We start from the raw sequence: 18,127 nt of genomic DNA, 5'->3' as shown, positions 1-18,127 counted from the left end.
AAGGGATTAATATTCTGTTTAAAACCTTGGAATTATGATTAACCGAATCCTCAAGTATTTTCTTGAAAACAAACTGGTTACGGTACTTTTCCTCCTGCTGATTATCGGCTGGGGTATCGTCACCGCACCGTTCAATTGGAACGTGGGTTTTCTCCCCCGAGATCCCGTGCCTGTTGACGCCATTCCCGATATCGGGGAAAATCAACAAATCGTCTTTACCGAATGGATGGGCCGTTCTCCTCAGGATGTGGAGGATCAAATCACCTATCCCCTCACCACCTCCCTACTCGGACTTCCTGGAGTAAAAAGCGTTCGTTCCACTTCTGCGTTTGGTTTCTCCAGTATCTACATCATCTTCGAGGAAGATATCGAGTTTTACTGGAGCCGTTCCCGGGTTCTGGAAAAACTCAATTCCCTTCCAGCCGGACTTTTGCCAGAAGGCGTCCAACCCAAACTTGGCCCGGATGCCACCGCATTAGGACAGGTGTATTGGTACACCCTAGAAGGTCGAGACGAAAACGGAAATCCAACCGGTGGCTGGGACCTGCACGAACTCCGAACCATCCAAGATTACTACGTTCGCTATGCCTTGACTGCAGTAGAAGGCGTAGCTGAAGTGGCTTCTGTTGGCGGTTATGTGAAGGAGTACCAAGTCGATGTGGATCCTGCAGCGCTCAAAGCGCATGGAGTCACCCTCATGGATGTGATGGAGGCCGTTCGAAAATCCAACTTAGATGTGTCTGCCAATACCATCGAGGTCAATCGGGTGGATTACTTTATCCGTGGCTTGGGTTATGTGGAAGAACTTTCTGACCTGGACAAAGCCGTAGTCAAAGTCACCAATAATGTCCCCATCCGCATTCAGGATATAGGCAAGGTCAATATTGGTCCACAAACCCGAAACATGTCCGGCATTCTCGACAAGAGCGGGGCTGAGGCAGTTGGCGGAGTGGTCATTGCCCGCTATGGAGATAATCCACTAAAAGTAATCGAAGGCGTAAAAGCCGAGATCGAAAAACTTTCTCAGGGTCTTCCCACCAAAACCCTGGCCGACGGCACAGTTTCCAAAGTGACTTTGGTCCCATTCTATGACCGAACAGGCCTGATCTATGAAACCTTAGGCACGCTTTACGAAGCGATCAACCTTCAAATTTTAGTCACCATCTTGGTTATCATCGTGATGGTATACAATCTCAGGGCTTCGCTCCTAATCTCGGCTTTGCTCCCGATGGCGGTACTGATGTGTTTTATTTTTATGAAGTACTTTGGAGTAGACGCCAATATCGTGGCACTTTCCGGGATTGCGATTGCGATCGGAACCATGGTGGATTTGGGCATTATTCTCAATGAAAATGTCCTCCGACATCTGGAAATGGCACCCAAAGGCCAATCCAAGCTCAAGACCGTTTACTTGGCTTCGGCTGAGGTTTCGGGAGCCATATTGACGGCTGTCAGCACCACGATTATCAGCTTTTTACCAGTCTTTACCCTACAAGCAGCCGAAGGAAAGCTCTTTGGTCCACTAGCCTACACCAAGACTTTTGCGCTGATATCAGCGGTAATTTTCACCTTGTTGATTATGCCCGCGTTTTCCCATTGGGTATTCAGCATGAAATCAGCCAAGGGAAAAATCGGTCGATTCCTGAATTATGGATTGGTGATTTTGGGTCCGATCGTAGCCTTCACGCTTTGGTCTTGGGCGGGTTGGTTACTGTTTAGCTATGGCTTAGTTCACACGCTTGCTTACCATTTACCTGAGAAAGTTGAAAAGCGTAAAAGCCTTCTCATCATTGCCGTCACATTGGTTTTTGTGGCCTGGCTACTGACTCAGCAATGGATGCCTTTGGGTGTTTCGGTCAGTATCCTAACCAACTTTATCTTCATAGCCTTGCTTTTAGGGCTGGTTTTGGGAGGATTTGCCGGATTTATCCAAGTCTATCCCCGCATCCTGAATTGGTGTTTGGCGAATAAGGGCACTTTCCTGCTCTTTCCACTGGTTGTCATTCTACTTGGCGCTAGTGTTTGGTTAGGTTTCGGTCGAGTCTTCGGAATAATCCCCAAAGCCTTCGACGCCGTGGGAGTAAACATCCGTACCACCGGTGTATGGTCTGGATTGACACATACTTTTCCGGGTTTGGGAAAGGAATTTATGCCATCGCTCAATGAGGGTTCTTTCCTGTTGATGCCGACGACCATGCCGCATTCGGGGATGCAGGAAAACAAAGAAGTCCTTCAAAAGCTCGATATGCTGGTGACTGCGATTCCTGAAGTCGATATGGTGGTAGGAAAAGCGGGACGGGCAGAAACCGCAATCGACCCTGCCCCGATTTCCATGTTTGAAAATACGATCAACTACAAGTCGGAATACGCCACAGATATCAATGGCAACCGACTTCGCTTCAAGGTTTCGGATGGAAAGTATGAGTTAAAGGATGGTTCCTTTTACGATCCTGCGACCATGACTCCCAATCAGATCAAGGTTTCCGACTTGATCGAAGATGAGGATGGCGAATATTTCCGTCAATGGAGAGATCATATCCGCACCCCTGATGATATCTGGAATGAGATCGTCAGTGTGATCAATCTCCCCGGAGTGACATCTTCTCCCAAACTTCAGCCTATCGAAACGCGCCTTGTCATGCTTCAGACCGGCATGCGTGCTCCTATGGGGATCAAAGTATATGGGCCAGATTTACAAACTATTGAATCCTTTGGCTTAGAGTTGGAAAAGTACCTGAAAGAGGTGCCATCTGTGAAAAAGGAAGCGGTCTTTGCCGACCGGATCGTGGGCAAACCTTACCTCGAGCTTGACATCGACCGGGAGCAAATCTCCCGCTATGGCATGAATGTGGTCGATGTGCAGGACTTTATCGAGACAGCCATCGGAGGAATGAAACTCAGTACTACCGTGGAAGGCCGGGAGCGTTTTCCAATTCGGGTACGCTATGCTCGGGAATATCGGGACGATCCGGATGCCATAGAAAATCTCCAGATTCCCACCCCAATGGGCAATTACATTCCCTTGGGTCAGGTGGCCAACATCACCTACCGTCCTGGACCAGATATGATTCGGGGAGAAAACAGCTTCTTGGTGGGTTATGTATTGCTGGACAAAATGCCGGGATTTGCTGAAGTAACGGTGGTCGAAGATGCCAAGCGGTACTTGCAGGAAAAGATGGATTCTGGAGAATTGAAGGTCCCTAATGGTGTTCGATTTGAGTTTTCGGGATCTTATGAAAACCAAATCCGGGCTGAGCAACGCCTAGCCATCGTGGTTCCATTGTGTTTGATCCTGATCTTCCTGATTCTCTATTTCCAGTTCAAAGCTGTCTCCACTACCCTGTTTGTCTTTACCGGGATTGCCATGGCTTTCTCGGGCGGGTTTTTGATGATTTGGTTTTATGGACAAGACTGGTTTATGGACTTCATTCTCTTTGGGACCAATTTCCGCGACTTGTTCCAAATGAAAGTGTACAACCTCAGTGTGGCAGTTTGGGTGGGCTTTATTGCTTTGTTCGGAATAGCCACGGATGATGGTGTGGTGGTTGCATCCTATTTGGACCAAAGCTTCAAGGAAAATAAGCCATCGACTGTACAGGAAATTCGAGCTGCAGTGTTGGAAGCCGGAAAGCGCAGAGTCTTGCCTTGTATGATGACCACAGCCACTACTTTGTTGGCCTTGGTTCCTGTGTTTACCTCGACCGGTCGGGGTTCGGATATCATGATTCCGATGGCGATTCCTTCCTTGGGCGGAATGATCCTGGAAGTCACCACGGTATTTATTGTGCCTACCCTGTATTGCTGGTGGGCAGAGCGCAATTTGAAACACAATTCAGAGGTTTTCACCGATGAATCAAACGCATCCAACTATGGAAACTAAACATTCAAAGTTCCACGGAGCCAATTCCTCTCCCGATAGCTATCGGGAGGGGCTAGGGGGATTTCTTTTCGGATTGTGGTCTGTGGTGACACAGACCACGGCGAAGGGATTTCGGGATTCCTTATTCGACATTCGACAGTTGAAATTCAGGTTTAAGCTTTCTGACTTCAGCTTTCTGATTTCAACTTTCATTCTTTCGTCCCTTTTCACAATCCAAGTAAAAGCCCAATCCCTCGACGACTACCTCATCCAAGCTGCCGAAAACAACCCCGGACTGAAGGCTTCCTATGCCCGCTATCAGGCCATGGCGGAGCGGGTGAATCAGCCAAGTTTGCCGGATCCGGAACTGCAGGCCGGTTTTTTCCTTGAACCGATGGAACGATTTATGGGCAATCAAACGGCGGATTTCAGGTTGATGCAGATGTTTCCATGGTTTGGGATGATCGGTACCCAAAAGGAAGAAGCCAATCAAATGGCGAAAGCGCAGTATCAGCTTTTCTTGGAGGAAAAGAATCAGTTGCTACTTCTGGTCAAATCCACTTGGTATGAGCAAATTCGTCTAAAGGAAGAAATCAAAATCGCTCAGGAAAACCTCGAATACCTCAAAAAATACGAGGAACTGGCGCTGATTCGCTTTCAAGCAGGTACCTCTGCACCAAGCTCAGCTCCTTCCCAATCTATGCCGCAGCCCACTGTGAATTCTACCTCGGCTGGAAGTTCAAGCGGAATGGGTGGCATGGGAGGAAATACCTCAAGCGCCATGAATAGCCCGAGTTCCATGAATTCTGAGATGAGTGCTGCTCCGATGGGAAGTTCCACTACAGGAATGAGTGCCGTGCTACAGATCCGAATGCAAATCCGGGAGTTGGAGAACTCCATTGAGCAGCTTCAGGCCAATCAGGAACCACTTCAGATTAAATTTAATCAGCTGCTTAATCGGGAAATCCGGGCGGAAATCAATCTCCCGGACCAATTAGAGAAACCCGTATTGAGCTTGGAAAAACAGGAAATTCTGGACAGCATCCGCCAAAACAACCCCATGCTCGCTATGTATCAGGCCGAAATCGGAGCCTACGAACAGCAAGCCAAAATGGCCAAACTCGAAGGAAAGCCTATGCTGGGTGCAGGAGTGAATTACATGACCTTTGCGCCAAGGCCTGAAAACGGCATGCAGATGGGCGGAGAGAATATGGTCATGCCCATGGTCAGTTTGACCCTTCCGATCTACCGAAAGAAAATCAATTCCAAAATCAAGGAGACTGAATACCTCAAAGAGTCGGCCCTTTTGGATCGCCAAAAAACGGAAAATCTCCTCGCTATGGAATGGGCAAATGCCTTCCGGAATTGGGAGGAAAGCGAGCGAAATTTTCGACTTTACGAGGACCAAATCCAGCTGGTCAATCAGCAAATCCAGCTTTTGGAGACTTCCTTTATCAGCAATGCCAACGGTCTCGAAGAGGTGCTTCGGGCTAATCAGCAGCTTTTGGACTATCAGCAAAAGCGTATCAACGCACTCAATCAGCAGCAGCAAAGTCTTGCCCAACTGGAAGCTTTGGCTGCTACTTCACTCACCCTTCAACCGTGATTTGAAATGAAAAAAATACTTGAAAATAAATTAGCACTGATCCTCGTGACCTTGGTCGTCGGAGGATTGATTGGATGGATGCTCAAACCATCCTCTTCTGAATCTCATGAAGGGCATGCCCACGAAAATGATTCCGGTGTTCCTACGCTTTGGACCTGCTCCATGCACGCGCAGATTAAGTTGGGCGAACCCGGAGACTGCCCGATTTGCGGCATGGATTTGATTCCTGCCTCGCAAGCCAGTTCGGGAAGTGACAATCCCATGGTCTTTGAAATGACTCCTGAAGCGTTAGCTTTGGCACAAATCCATACCACCAAAATCGGAGGAACCAATGGATCCGGAGAACTTTTCCTTACCGGTAAAATTCAGGCTGACGAACGCGAAAATGCAGCCATCACGGCTAAGTTTCCCGGAAGGATAGAAAAACTCTTCGTGACCTTCACCGGAGAGCAAGTCAAAGCAGGTCAGCGGCTTGCCACGATCTATTCTCCGGAATTGCTCACGGCACAGAGGGAATTGCTTGAGGCGGTAAAAAGCAAATCCACTTTTCCTCAATTATATGCTGCAGCAAAAGAAAAACTCAAACTCTGGAAACTGACCGATAGTCAGATCATGGAAATCGAGCAAAGCGGAGTGGTCCGGGAGCAATTTGACATCCTTGCCGATCAATCCGGCGTGGTGACTCAACGGAATATCGCTGTGGGTGATTATGTGAGCACGGGATCTGTTTTGTTCAATGTGGTCAATCTCAACAAGCTTTGGGTTCTATTGGATGCCTATGAGTCAGATTTGCCTTTGCTTTCCACCGGAAATGAAATCAGTTTTTCCGTGGCAGGAATGCCGGAGGAAAACTTCAAAGCAAGAATCTCCTTTATCGATCCGCTCCTGAATGCCAATACCCGGGCAGCTTCTGTCCGTGCTGAAATCACCAATTCGGGGGGAAAACTCAAACCGGAAATGTTTGTCACCGCCAAAATTCAAACCGCAAAGAAACCAAGTTCGGCGGGAGTTACAGTTCCCCGAACAGCCGTTTTATGGTCAGGAAAGCGCTCGGTGGTGTATGTGAAAGTTCCCAATTCCGAAACCCCGGGATTTGAGATGCGTGAGGTGAGCTTAGGCAACCGAATGGGAGACAATTACCTGATCGAGTCCGGTCTTCAGGCGGGTGAAGAGATCGTAACCAACGGAGTTTTTGCCATCGATGCCGCTGCTCAGCTTTCAGGACAATTTAGTATGATGAAACGTCCTCAAACCAAATCCTTGGAAGTTTCGGAGGAATTCAGAAATCAAATCACGGCTGTGGCTGATGCCTATTTTCAGGTAAAAAATGGATTGGTGAAAGATAAGCTGGATGAATCACAAAAGGCTCTTGCTGCAATCGATCAAAGCCTTTCCAAAGTAAATATGGATTTGGTGAAAGATCAGGCCCATGACAAATGGATGGAAATGCTGAAAGGGATGAAAGATGCCCAGGTAAAAATGGGCTCGGCGAAAGATATCGAAGAGGCCCGAAAGCATTTTTCCATGCTTTCCTTTCATGTCTTGGAAATGACCGAGACCTTTGGCATCAACAAAGATGTGGTGTATAAAGACTATTGCCCAATGGCTTTCGGTGATCAAGGTGCGTATTGGCTGAGCGAGCAAAAGGATATCACCAATCCTTATTTCGGAGCTTCCATGTTAGCCTGTGGAGAAGTGAAACAAACCTATCTGAAAGGCCAGCCGGTATTGGATCTTTCAGGCACTTCTTCAGCTCCTGCAACACATAAACATTGATTTACCTATCCAGACCTGCCAGATTTTCAAAAACGTGGCAGATCTGTATTTAAAAAATGTCGCCCCTGTGAGTGTCCCCACTCACAGGTTGAAAAAGAAAATTCAAAAAACAATATCTATAAACTCATGAAATCGAGTATGACTAAAAAATCACACATTGGAATGATTGAAAGACTTGCGAGATTCCATGTGGCCTTTAAAAATCAAATTATAATCATATGAAAAAGACCCTATTATTCGCCACTCTCCTTTCTTTCGCCCTTTTTTCCTGCGGAGAAAAATCAACCACCACAGAAACTCAAACCGAAACCCACGTTTCAGGAGATTCCTCTTCAGCCAGTTCGGTTTCGGTAAATAGGTCCAAAACCACCAGCGGAATTATCGATACTTATTTGGCAGTGAAAGATGCTTTGGTCGCAGATGATGTTGCCACCGCAGCTGCAAAAAGTGCTGACTTGGTTTCCGCCCTGAAGACTTATGATATTGCCGGTTCCCAAGCCAATGATCCAGAGGAATTGGAAAGACTGCAAGTGGAAGCCACAGGCTTTGCCGAAAAACTTGCCACAGCAGACATCGCAGCCCAGCGGGAAAGTTTCCAAGCCTTGAGCGTAGTAATGAAAGACATGCTGAAAATTGCAGGAACTGACCGCACGCTTTACCATCAATATTGCCCGATGTACAAAGGAAACACCGGTGGCATGTGGCTGAGCGCCAACGAGGACATCAAAAACCCGCTGTTTGGCAGCTTCATGTTGACTTGCGGTCGAGTGGAAGAAACTTTGGAATTGAACTGATTTCATTTCAAAGGCGGGTACTAGCTTGTGCTTGCCTTTTGATTTATACACCAAATGAGAAAATACCTTCTATTCACCCTTAGCCTTCTTCTGCTTTTCTCCACGCATTCATTTTCCCAGGAAAAAGTATTGGAACCGCTCAAAGTATCCCAAATCCGTGGAATCAATGTGTTTGGAAAGCCGGTGGACAACCAAACCCGCTGCGTGCATTGGCATTCCGACCTGGATATCATTGCCATCAAATTCAAGTGCTGCGACAAGTATTATCCCTGTTTTTCCTGTCATGAAGAAGAGGCAGATCATGAGCATCGGGTTTGGCCAAAAGCCGAATTCGATCAAAAAGCCATTCTTTGTGGAGTCTGCGGCAACGAACTGAGCATCAAAGATTACATGGCCTCCAACAATACCTGTCCGCATTGCAAATCAGGTTTCAACCCCGGTTGCAGCAAGCATTATCACCTGTATTTTGAGACGGGAGACCGAAGACCGAAGTGAAAAGAGACTATAAATAAGATTCGAGAAGCAAGAAGCAAGAATCAAGACAAGTTGAAAAAGACCTAACAACCAAACATCTTTTAGAAATGAAAAAGTTTATCTACACCCTTTTGATCCCCATTTTCATCGCCAGCTGTACGGGGAAAACCGAAAATCAAACCTCAACTACCCAAGACCACAGTCAACATCAGCCTGCCGAAACTTCACCCGCTGCGTCCAAAAGCCCCCGAACTTCGGCCATGGCCATGGTGGATGGGAACCACATTCACATCGATTACTCCTCTCCCAGCGTAAGAGGAAGGCAAATATTCGGAGGCTTGGTTGCTTTTGGAGAAGTATGGGTTACTGGCGCACACAAGGCTACCTCCATTCAGTTTGACAAGGCCGTGAAAATCGGTGAAAAGGAAATCCCTGCCGGGAAATATGGGCTGTTTACCATCCCCGGAGAAACGGAATGGACCTTGATTATCAACCAAGTTTGGGACATGCATTTGGCTGATGACTATGATGCGGGTAAAGATTTGGTCCGGATATCCTTGACTCCAGAGGCCTTGCAAGAAACGGTCGAATCACTTACCTACACGGTTGAAGAAACCTCAAAAGGAACTGCCCTAATCTCTATAGCTTGGGATAAAACCAAGATCAAATTTGAAGTGAAGAACCTCTGAGTATCCCCACCCACCCAGCCTTATGAGAAAAAACAATCAATACTACACCCGGAGAATCCACCGGTTTCTGGGTGTATTTATAGGAATCCAGTTTCTGTTTTGGACGATTTCGGGGCTATACTTCTCCTGGACAGATATCGATGAGATTCACGGGGATCATTTTCATCAGGATCACATGATGCACTTGACTGCTAACAATCTGGTGGATCCATCCAGCTTGGATTCGACCTTGGAAGTGGCCAATCTGGAACTTCGATTCGTTAACCATCAGCCCTATTATTGGATCAATAAGGAGAAACTATTCCATGCCCAAACCGGCCAAGCCCGGGGAGAAATCACCGAAGAAGAAGCCAAGCAAATTGCCAAGATCTATATCAAAGGGGATTTTGGGATCGAGTCAGCGGAATACTTGACCGAGACAGGTTCGCATCATGAATATCGTGGACGGTCCCTACCCGCTTGGGCCATTCACTTTGACCATCCCGAAAAACTGACGGCCTATATCGATGCGAAAAGCGGGAATTTCGAGCGTGTTCGCCATCGCAACTGGCGCTGGTTTGACTTTCTCTGGATGTTTCACACCATGGACTATGCCGGCCGGGACAATTTCAACAACCTGCTGCTGAGAGCATTTTCGCTCTTTGGCTTGGCTACGATTGTGTCTGGTTTTACGCTGTTTTTTATGACGGTGAAAAAGTCAAAGGCAACAAAAAAGTAGTACCACTGTAACTTTTCCAAAGTTATTTGCCTGAGAAGCTATAAATACCTGGTTGAACAATTATAGGTTATTGAACTTTGGAAAAGTTTTGATTTTTTTATCGGGTCACCGTTAAAGTAGCTCCTGTCAAGGTGGTCGTATATTGTTGAAGGGGTTGGGTCGCTGGACCTTGCATTACTCTTCCTGATGGGTCAAAAATAGAACCGTGACAGTTGCAGATGAATCTATTGTTGGCAAAAGCCCATTGGTCAAAACAGCCTGAATGAGTGCAAACAGAAGTCAAAGCCACGAATGAACCGTTTACATTAGCGACCAGCGTTTTGACATTTTCGATCAAAAGCCAACCTCCCGGACTTGCCAGGCGATTTTGAAGAGAGAGGTCGATTCGGATGGTATTGCCCGAAATGGTTATTCCTCCATTTTGGGAAGGGGGGTTAGGCGAATTGGGATCTAGGTCATCGACCGAAGTACAGGATGTGAAAAATGAGAGGCCTAGAGTACCAAAAACAGCTGTGATCCCAGCTTTCTCCAGAAAATTTCTCCTTGATTCAGTCAAATTTCCGGATTGAGATTTGATGATGTTTTCCATATAAGTGAGATATTTTTCAGTTCCTGCCGACTTCTACATGAGCAATCAAATTAGATCAAAAAGGTTTAATTCATAGAGAAAAAACGATTGATATTCAGAATTTTATATATCAGTTTCATTTTATTCAGCAATCCAAGGTTCTCGATGAACCTATTACGCTCAATTCGATCAGATTCCTTTCGCCTTATGGAATCAAAATCATCTACTCCTTTTTCACTAGTCCTATGCAAGTGGTAATAAAAGTAAAAGATTTAGGACCGCTTGTATTCTTTTCGATAAACAACTGAAAAAAAATTAAAAAGCTTGATTTCATCTTTATTTGAATCTTTCCGGCTTTTTTTAAACAGGTATTGGAGCCGTCAAAACCAATAAATTCTTCTTCTAATCTTAAGTTAAGCGATTTCCTATTTAGCTGTTGGAAGATGGAAAAAAGAGGCTGTCTCATAAGTAGGGTTTGTCACATTGAGCACCTGACCAACGAGAGTTGGGCAGATCGAAATGTGGTTTGGATCACTAGAATCGGCCTTCGACTCCGCTCAAGCTGACATTAATGCCCCTTTATGAGACAGCCTCAATATCCTTTTAATACATCCTTTTTTTCTGGCCTAAAGCAAAAATTCGGTTGACATTGAATCCCAATCGGAATTCCTCTCCCGGCACGCCATTTCCTCCTGCCAGCAGGTATTGCTCATTGAGCGCCTGAGAAGTGACAAAATACATCTGAAAGACATGTCCTCCTGCTTCCACATCCCATCCGATCCCAAAATTACTTCTGAGATCTGAGTTGAGGTTGGGGATGTATTGAAGAGTTAATGAAGATCTATCAGTCACCTTAATCTTGCCGCTCATTCCAAGTGCCAAGTAAAGATTTTGATCACCTTGAATTTGATAGATATCCAAGGGATTGACAAAATAGCTTAGCATGGGACTGAGCTGGAAGCTGATTTTGGGTGAAAATCTCCTCGCAAGCATCACTTGAGCCGAATAGGCCAAGCGATCTGAGAAATCAGGCCGCTCTGATGGTCCCAAAAACTGGTAGGGATTGCTCACAATTCCTGCGCCGCCTGCCACACTTAGCGAAAGTGGAATTTTATCATTTTGAGTCTGCTGTAGCAAGTGATACCTGCCAAAGAGGTTATAAAACTTATCCCGACTGCTTCTGGCAAGACCCAAAGAAAGCTTTTCACTCAAGCCAAATTCAAAACTAAACTGGATATTCGCTCCGTTGTCCAAGCCCCAGAGGTTTTCTATTCCTCCATCTACTGTTCCAAAGGTGTGCATAATGGCAAAATGCATGGACTTCTTTTCCAAGGGCTCCACCGTCAGCAAATTGATATGTCGTGGAGCATGAAAGATCAGATCTACCGGGAGATTTTCAACTTCCAGTTTACGTTCCAGCTGAGCCAAAAGCGGAATGCTCCAAGACATTACCGACAGTAGTAAAATCAGTTTTTTCATTTTTTAGAAGGGGTCAAAATTGCCTCGATCGATACCTGCTGCTCAGCAGCCAACTCATAGAATACCAGTTTTGGAATTTCGATTTTATAATCGTTTAAGGCTACCACCCAATCGGCTTTGAGTTCGAGGCTGCCATTGGATAGTCTTTTAATCATTCCAGAAACTGTGATTTCCCGTTCCACTCCATGGATTTTGAATTTCCCTTTCACGGTTACTTTTTCAGAGGCAGCTGAAAGCGTCGGAATCGACTCAAACTTCCCGGTAAACTCCGCAAACGGGTACTTCTCAGTCTCCAGGTAATTTTCCCTCATGTGCTTGTCCCGTAGCGTGATTCCAGTTTTCAGGGTATTCAAGTCGAGGAAAAAGTCCACCAGATTTTTTTCCAAATCGATCAAACCTTTTAGGGTTTTGGACTCACCGGTAAACTCACTCAGGGAGGCTTTGGAAAGGAAGACTACCTTACCATTTTGAGTTTGATATTCCTGTGCATTGACTGTTAGACTCCAGAAAAAAACACAGAGAAAAACCAGACGGATCATTTGGTCACAGTCAGCGTTGTTCCATTTAGGCTTGTGGTGAATTGCTGCAAAGGAGCACCTGCAGGCCCTTGCAACACCCGACCTGTGGAGTCGAATACCGAACCGTGACAGGTACACGTGAAGCGACTGTTACTGAACGTCCAGCTGTCTGAGCATCCCGAGTGGGTACAGACGGAGGTAAGCGCCACGTAGCTTCCATTGATGTTGGCTACCAAGGTTCGCGCATCTTGAATCAGCAACCAGCCTCCGGAACTGGCTAAACGTGTTTGGACCGCAAGGTCAATTCTGATTGTAGAACCGGCAACAGTTATTCCTCCGGATTGTCCGGAATTGCCACCATTCCCATTGCCGGGGTCAGCATCCTCAGTGGAAGAACAGGAAGTAAAAAAGGACACTCCAAAAGTGCCCATGACCGCGGCCAGGCCTGCTTTTTCAATAAATTTTCTTCGGGAATCGGTCAACTTTCCTGAGGAAGTTTGGATAGACTTTTCCATAAAAGATTGATTGTTAAAATTTGTGATAGCACTTACGAACAATCAATCAATTCGGATCAAAAAGGTTTTGACAGGCCTTAAAAATGTTTGGGTCTGAGGATTTCACTCACGATGATCGCCTCTTTAACCGTCTTTGGATTTTTCAGGAGCTTTGCATAAGGGTTAACTTTCGGTGTTGCGATTTCCTGAGATTTGAAACGTTTAAACTCAGGTTCGGCAAATGTTTTATTCGCAAGTTCCTGATATGGATTTTTTTTCTTGGTAGACTCAAAAGAACCTTCATAGAATTTGGCCTCATCATCTACTTCTTCAACCGGTTCGAAGCGTCTTCGAGGCTGGGCTTTGGCTTGGGGAAAATTTGGGGGAATAGGTGCAGGTCGCTGTGTTTCCTGAATGACTGGCTTGGGTGGTTCTGGAGCAGTAGTATTTTGAGCATTGCGGATTTCCTTAAATAGCTCTTCAAAAGTCAGCCCTTTCTGCGGCGCTTCAGGCTGATTATCATCGGAATCCATAGGGTCCAGGGATTTTTTCTTCTTGGAAGCCTGATAGATAAAGTAAGCAATGATAGCGATGATGTAGATGATTTGTCCTAAATCCATGAGGTCAATTTAATTGAAAATCGGATTGAAAATGAAAAACAGTGGAAATACAGTAGAAATACAGTAGAAATACAGTAGAAATACAGTAGAAATACAGTAGAAATACAGTAGAAATACAGTAGAAATACAGTAGAAATATGCTCCTTTCGGTCGCGAGATAAATTGAAATAGAAGTACGATTGACGAATGACGATTTACGACCAGCAGAGAAACTACAATCCTTAATCTTCCACCCAACCCCTATCTCACCGACCGCAGGGAGGTGTATTTCACTGAGCGCAGGGAAGTGTATTTCGCGAAGCATATCTCTGGATTTACGATTTACGAATGACGATTTACGACCAGCAGAGGAACTACAATACTTAATCTTCCACCGAACCCATATCTCACCGACCGCAGGGAGGTATATCTCACTGAGCGCAGCGAAGTGTATTTCGCGAAGCATATCTCTAGATTTACGATTGACGAATGACGGTTTAAGACCAGCAGGTGAACTCCGAACCTTAAACTTCCACCAACCCCCTATCTCACCGACCGCAGGGAGGTATATTTCACTGAGCGCAGCGAAGTGTATCTCATGAAGTATATTTCGCGAAGCATATCTCTGGATTTACGATTTACGAATAACGATTGACGACCAGGAGAGGAACTCCGAACCTTAAACTTCCACCAAACCCCTATCTCACCGACCGTAGGGAGGTTTATTTCACTGAGCGCAGCGAAGTGTATTTCGCAAAGCATATTTCGCTGAGCGAAGCATATCTCATCAAAATATTGCCAAATCCATCCTTTCCCCCTATTTTGAAAGCTTAATCGCGAGGAAAAAAGAGTATGCTGCTTAGCAAACTGGAAATCAAAGGATTCAAAAGTTTTGGGGATAAAATGGTCATCCACTTCGACAAGGGTATCACCGGTGTCGTAGGTCCAAATGGCTGTGGAAAATCCAACGTAGTCGATGCCATCCGATGGGTGCTCGGGGAGCAAAAATCCCGAATGCTGCGCTCCGACAAGATGGAAAACGTCATCTTCAACGGTACCAAAAACCGTAAGCCCACCAACATGGCGGAGGTGTCTCTGACTTTTGAAAATACCAAAAACCTCCTTCCCACAGAATATACGCACGTCACCATCACCCGACGCTACTACCGTACTGGGGAAAGCGAATACCAAATCAACGGAGTCACCTGTCGCCTGAAGGATATCACCAACCTTTTCATGGACACGGGGATCAACTCCAACTCCTATGCGATCATCGAACTCAAGATGATCGATGAGTTGCTCAACGACAAGAACAACTCCCGACGCGAGCTCTTCGAAGAAGCGGCCGGTATCTCCAAGTTTAAAAACCGCAAAAGAGAAACCCTTCGCAAGCTTGAGGATACCGATGCCGATTTGGCGCGGGTTGAGGACTTGCTGTTTGAGATTGATAAGAATTTAAAATCGCTGGAAAAGCAAGCCAAGCAGGCCGCCAAGTACTTCGAGATCAAAGCTGATTACCGATTGGCAAGTATCAACTTGGCCAAGAAGTCTATCGAGCAATACGCTCAGGCGCTGATTGAAGCCAATTCAAAAATCACGCAGGAATCCGATCGCAAGCTTCAAGTTCAAACCCAAATCGCAGATCTGGAAGCCCAACTCAGCGAACTCAAAGCCGATCTGATCCACAAGGAAAAGCTCCTTTCCTCCCGTCAAAAGACCCTCAATGAGCACGTCAATAAAATCCGGGCTTTCGAGTCAGAGAAGAAAATCAAAAATGAACGCCTGAGATTTCTCGAGGATCGCTCTCAAGCTTTGCGCGAGCAGATCGATAATGACCGCAAGTCAAACGACCGGGCAGGCTTTTCCATCCGCTCCTTGCAGCAGGAAAAAGAGTCGGCAGAAAAGATCCTGGGTGAAAAGGAATTTGTTGTTTCCCAACTCCGGGAAGAATACGATGCCCAAAAACTGGTGACTTCAGAAAAGCAGCAGTCTCAAAAAGAGGTGGCTCTGCGCTTCGAAAGTCTCAAAGAACGGGTCTACCAACTCGGCAAGGAAGTCGAAATCAAACAAATCCAACTCAGTACTCTCAAGCAGGAACTCGAGCGTACCTCCTCGGATGACAGTTCACAGGAAGCCAATTTGGTGGAGTTTGAGGATAAAATGGCGGAACTGAAAGTACAGCTCGATGCCGCTCAATCTTCCTATGCGACCCTGAAATCCAAGCAGGAAGATCAGGATCAGAAGATCGAGGAGACCAACCGCGTGATCGAAATGATCCGCGAAGAGTTGACCACTTCTTCACGTAAGCTGGACTCCAAGACCAATGAATTTAACTTGACCAAATCCCTGGTCGAAAACTTGGAGGGCTTCCCGGAAGCCATCAAATTCCTCAAGAAAAACGACTCTTGGGGCAAGGATATTCCCCTCCTCTCCGACTTGCTCACTACCGATGAAAAGTATCGTGTGACCATCGAAAACTACCTCGAAAGCTACATGAACTACTACGTGGTGGACACCGAGGCGCAAGCGATAGCGGCGATCCAGTTGCTCAGCGATGCAGCGAGAGGCAAGGCCAATTTCTTTGTTTTGGAGCATTTTGAGCGCTTTAAGCCCAGCCAAAGCAAGCTTTTCGCCAATGCCATCGCGGCCACGGAGATCATCGAGTTTGATGTCAAGTACAGCCGCCTGATCAATTTTATTCTGGACAATGTCTACCTCGTGCAGGGGGATTACAAGGATTTTCCAACCGATCCGGATTGCGTGTTTCTTTCCGAAACGGGCAAATACACCAAAAGGAAGTTTTCCATCTCAGGTGGTTCGGTAGGCCTTTTCGAAGGAAAGCGAATCGGCCGTGCCAAAAACCTGGAAAAGCTCGACAAGGAAATCAAAGACTTGGGCAAAAAAGTCAGCACCACCCGATCTAACCTCGACCAAAAGCTGAGTGACTTGCTCAAACTAAAGGAAGTCAGCTACAAAAAAGCCCTCGAAGAAAGCCAATTGGCCATCAATGAGCTCAATTCGGCCTACGTATCCATCCGTACCAAAAAGGAGCAATTGGCTGAGCTACTCAGCTCCAATGCCAACAAGCGGGAAGATATCCTGGACCGCATTGCGAACTTGGAAGAAAGCCTGACCGAGATTCAGCCCCGATTGGCGGAGGAAAAGGAGCAGTTTGACGGTTTGGCGGAGCAGGTGGCGCTGCTGACCGAGGAAGTGGAAGCCGAAAACAAGCGATTGGCCGAAAAGTCCCAAACCTTCAATCAGGAAAACATCACCTATATCCAACAGGTCAACCGCGTCAACAGCCTGGAGCAGGAGATCGAATTCAAGCAAAATGCCTTCGAAAGCTCCAAAGAGCGGATCGAAAAGTCGCAAACCGAACTTGCCGGACTTGATGCTGAAATCAAAAGTCTTTTGGACAACAACGAGATCAAGGACGATGAACTGATCGAACTCTACTCCGAAAAGGAAAGCATCGAGCAGGGCGTGACCGAGGCCGAGAAAGACTACTACGGCGCCCGTGGTATGATCGATGAGACCGATACCCGCATCCGCAGCCTGCAAAAATCCAAGGAAGGATTTGACCACCTGCTCAGCGAACTCCAAAACGCCATCAACGAGATCAAGCTCAAGATGAGTGGGATGAAGGAGCGACTGAGTGTGGAGTTTGAGCTCGACTTGGATCAGTTGATGGAAGAAAATCCGAACCTTGATCCTGAGTTTGCAGACTTTGCCGAAGACGAACTTCGCGATCTGGTGCGCAAGCAAAAAGAGAGACTGGAGAAAATCGGCCCGATCAATCCGATGGCCATGGAAGCCTACGACGAGATCAAGATCCGTTACGACTTTATCACCGGCCAAAAAGCCGACTTGGTCAAGGCCAAGGAATCTCTTTTATCCACCATCTCCGAGATCGATCAAGTGGCCAAGGATACGTTTTTGGAGGCTTTTGGCAAGATCAAGGAGAACTTTGTGAAAGTCTTCCGCTCCCTCTTTACCGAGCAGGACGACTGCGACCTGACTTTGGTCGATCCGGAGAATCCTTTGGAATCCCCGATTGAGATCATGGCAAAGCCCAAGGGCAAGCGTCCCCTGACCATCAACCAACTCAGCGGTGGAGAAAAGACCCTGACGGCCACTTCCCTACTCTTTTCCATCTACCTGCTGAAGCCTGCGCCTTTCTGTATTTTCGACGAAGTGGACGCCCCGTTGGACGATGCCAACATCGACAAGTTCAATCAGATCATCCAGAAGTTCAGCTCCGAGAGCCAGTTTATCATCGTGACGCACAACAAGCGGACCATGGCCAGCACGGATATCATGTATGGCGTAACGATGATCGAAGCAGGTGTGTCGAGGGTGGTTCCGGTGGATTTGAGGGAGTTGGCTTGATTTCCTGAAATAATTGGGCTAAAGCCCGGTGTGTTTTTTTCATCCTTTTGAAAGCCTCCAGTCCCGAAAAAAATCGGGACAGGAGGCAATTCAAAATCTCAGACCATTTATGAGGCTTTTCATTTCTTTGGGAGATTCCACCTTGAAAAGGAATATAGCAG

13 protein-coding genes are annotated in these 18,127 nt (G+C 46.5%); 8 read left to right on the top strand and 5 right to left on the bottom strand.

Features of this window, described 5'->3' with window-relative positions:
- Positions 1–34 precede the first annotated feature (34 nt).
- The 7 genes from DDT91_RS14100 to DDT91_RS14070 all read left to right on the top strand — a co-directional run bounded on the left by DDT91_RS14100 (position 35) and on the right by DDT91_RS14070 (position 9,916).
- Positions 35–3,880, top strand: coding sequence for an efflux RND transporter permease subunit (locus DDT91_RS14100; protein ID WP_187176838.1), 3,846 nt, complete (start codon positions 35–37; stop codon positions 3,878–3,880).
- A complete protein-coding gene (locus DDT91_RS14095) occupies positions 3,870–5,465 on the top strand; it encodes a TolC family protein (protein ID WP_187176837.1) in 1,596 nt (531 codons plus the stop codon). Before DDT91_RS14100 ends, DDT91_RS14095 begins: the two co-directional genes overlap by 11 nt.
- Before the next feature lie 6 nt (positions 5,466–5,471).
- The gene (locus tag DDT91_RS14090) at positions 5,472–7,241 is read left to right on the top strand and encodes an efflux RND transporter periplasmic adaptor subunit (RefSeq protein ID WP_187176836.1); all 1,770 of its coding nucleotides are present in this window, start codon (positions 5,472–5,474) and stop codon (positions 7,239–7,241) included.
- A gap of 218 nt (positions 7,242–7,459) precedes the next feature.
- On the top strand, positions 7,460–8,035 hold the full coding sequence (locus DDT91_RS14085) for a DUF3347 domain-containing protein (RefSeq protein ID WP_187176835.1): 576 nt from the start codon (positions 7,460–7,462) through the stop codon (positions 8,033–8,035).
- Positions 8,036–8,089: 54 nt separating this feature from the next.
- Positions 8,090–8,530 carry a CHY zinc finger protein gene (locus tag DDT91_RS14080; RefSeq protein WP_187176834.1) on the top strand — a complete coding sequence of 147 codons (441 nt, stop codon included), beginning with the start codon at positions 8,090–8,092 and terminating at the stop codon, positions 8,528–8,530.
- Positions 8,531–8,616: 86 nt separating this feature from the next.
- Entirely contained in the window at positions 8,617–9,198 is a 582-nt protein-coding gene (locus tag DDT91_RS14075; protein WP_187176833.1) for a DUF2911 domain-containing protein, read from the top strand.
- A 22-nt stretch (positions 9,199–9,220) separates the two neighbouring features.
- Positions 9,221–9,916: a PepSY domain-containing protein gene (locus DDT91_RS14070; RefSeq protein ID WP_187176832.1), complete on the top strand. Its 696-nt coding sequence runs from the start codon at positions 9,221–9,223 to the stop codon at positions 9,914–9,916.
- Positions 9,917–10,013: 97 nt separating this feature from the next.
- Here the strand turns inward: DDT91_RS14070 and DDT91_RS14065 are convergent, their stop codons facing one another.
- The 5 genes from DDT91_RS14065 to DDT91_RS14045 all read right to left on the bottom strand — a co-directional run bounded on the left by DDT91_RS14065 (position 10,014) and on the right by DDT91_RS14045 (position 13,595).
- The gene (locus tag DDT91_RS14065) at positions 10,014–10,505 is read right to left on the bottom strand and encodes a ubiquinol-cytochrome c reductase iron-sulfur subunit (protein ID WP_187176831.1); all 492 of its coding nucleotides are present in this window, start codon (positions 10,503–10,505) and stop codon (positions 10,014–10,016) included.
- A gap of 582 nt (positions 10,506–11,087) precedes the next feature.
- Entirely contained in the window at positions 11,088–11,963 is an 876-nt protein-coding gene (locus tag DDT91_RS14060; RefSeq protein WP_187176830.1) for a DUF5777 family beta-barrel protein, read from the bottom strand.
- Positions 11,960–12,502: a YceI family protein gene (locus DDT91_RS14055; protein WP_187176829.1), complete on the bottom strand. Its 543-nt coding sequence runs from the start codon at positions 12,500–12,502 to the stop codon at positions 11,960–11,962. The genes DDT91_RS14060 and DDT91_RS14055 overlap by 4 nt, the downstream gene beginning before the upstream one ends.
- The gene (locus DDT91_RS14050; protein ID WP_187176828.1) at positions 12,499–12,996 is read right to left on the bottom strand and encodes a ubiquinol-cytochrome c reductase iron-sulfur subunit; all 498 of its coding nucleotides are present in this window, start codon (positions 12,994–12,996) and stop codon (positions 12,499–12,501) included. Before DDT91_RS14050 ends, DDT91_RS14055 begins: the two co-directional genes overlap by 4 nt.
- A 77-nt stretch (positions 12,997–13,073) precedes the next feature.
- Positions 13,074–13,595 carry a hypothetical protein gene (locus DDT91_RS14045; protein WP_187176827.1) on the bottom strand — a complete coding sequence of 174 codons (522 nt, stop codon included), beginning with the start codon at positions 13,593–13,595 and terminating at the stop codon, positions 13,074–13,076.
- An 831-nt stretch (positions 13,596–14,426) separates the two neighbouring features.
- On the opposite strand from DDT91_RS14045, the gene smc reads away from it, so the two are divergent.
- Positions 14,427–17,966: a chromosome segregation protein SMC gene (smc, locus tag DDT91_RS14040; RefSeq protein WP_187176826.1), complete on the top strand. Its 3,540-nt coding sequence runs from the start codon at positions 14,427–14,429 to the stop codon at positions 17,964–17,966.
- The last annotated feature ends 161 nt before the right edge of the window (positions 17,967–18,127 follow it).

Source organism: Algoriphagus sp. AK58 (genome assembly GCF_014324365.1).
In the GTDB taxonomy this organism is placed as follows: domain Bacteria; phylum Bacteroidota; class Bacteroidia; order Cytophagales; family Cyclobacteriaceae; genus Algoriphagus.
Note: the sequence above shows the minus strand (reverse complement) of the source record. Positions and strands in the feature narration are given on the sequence as shown.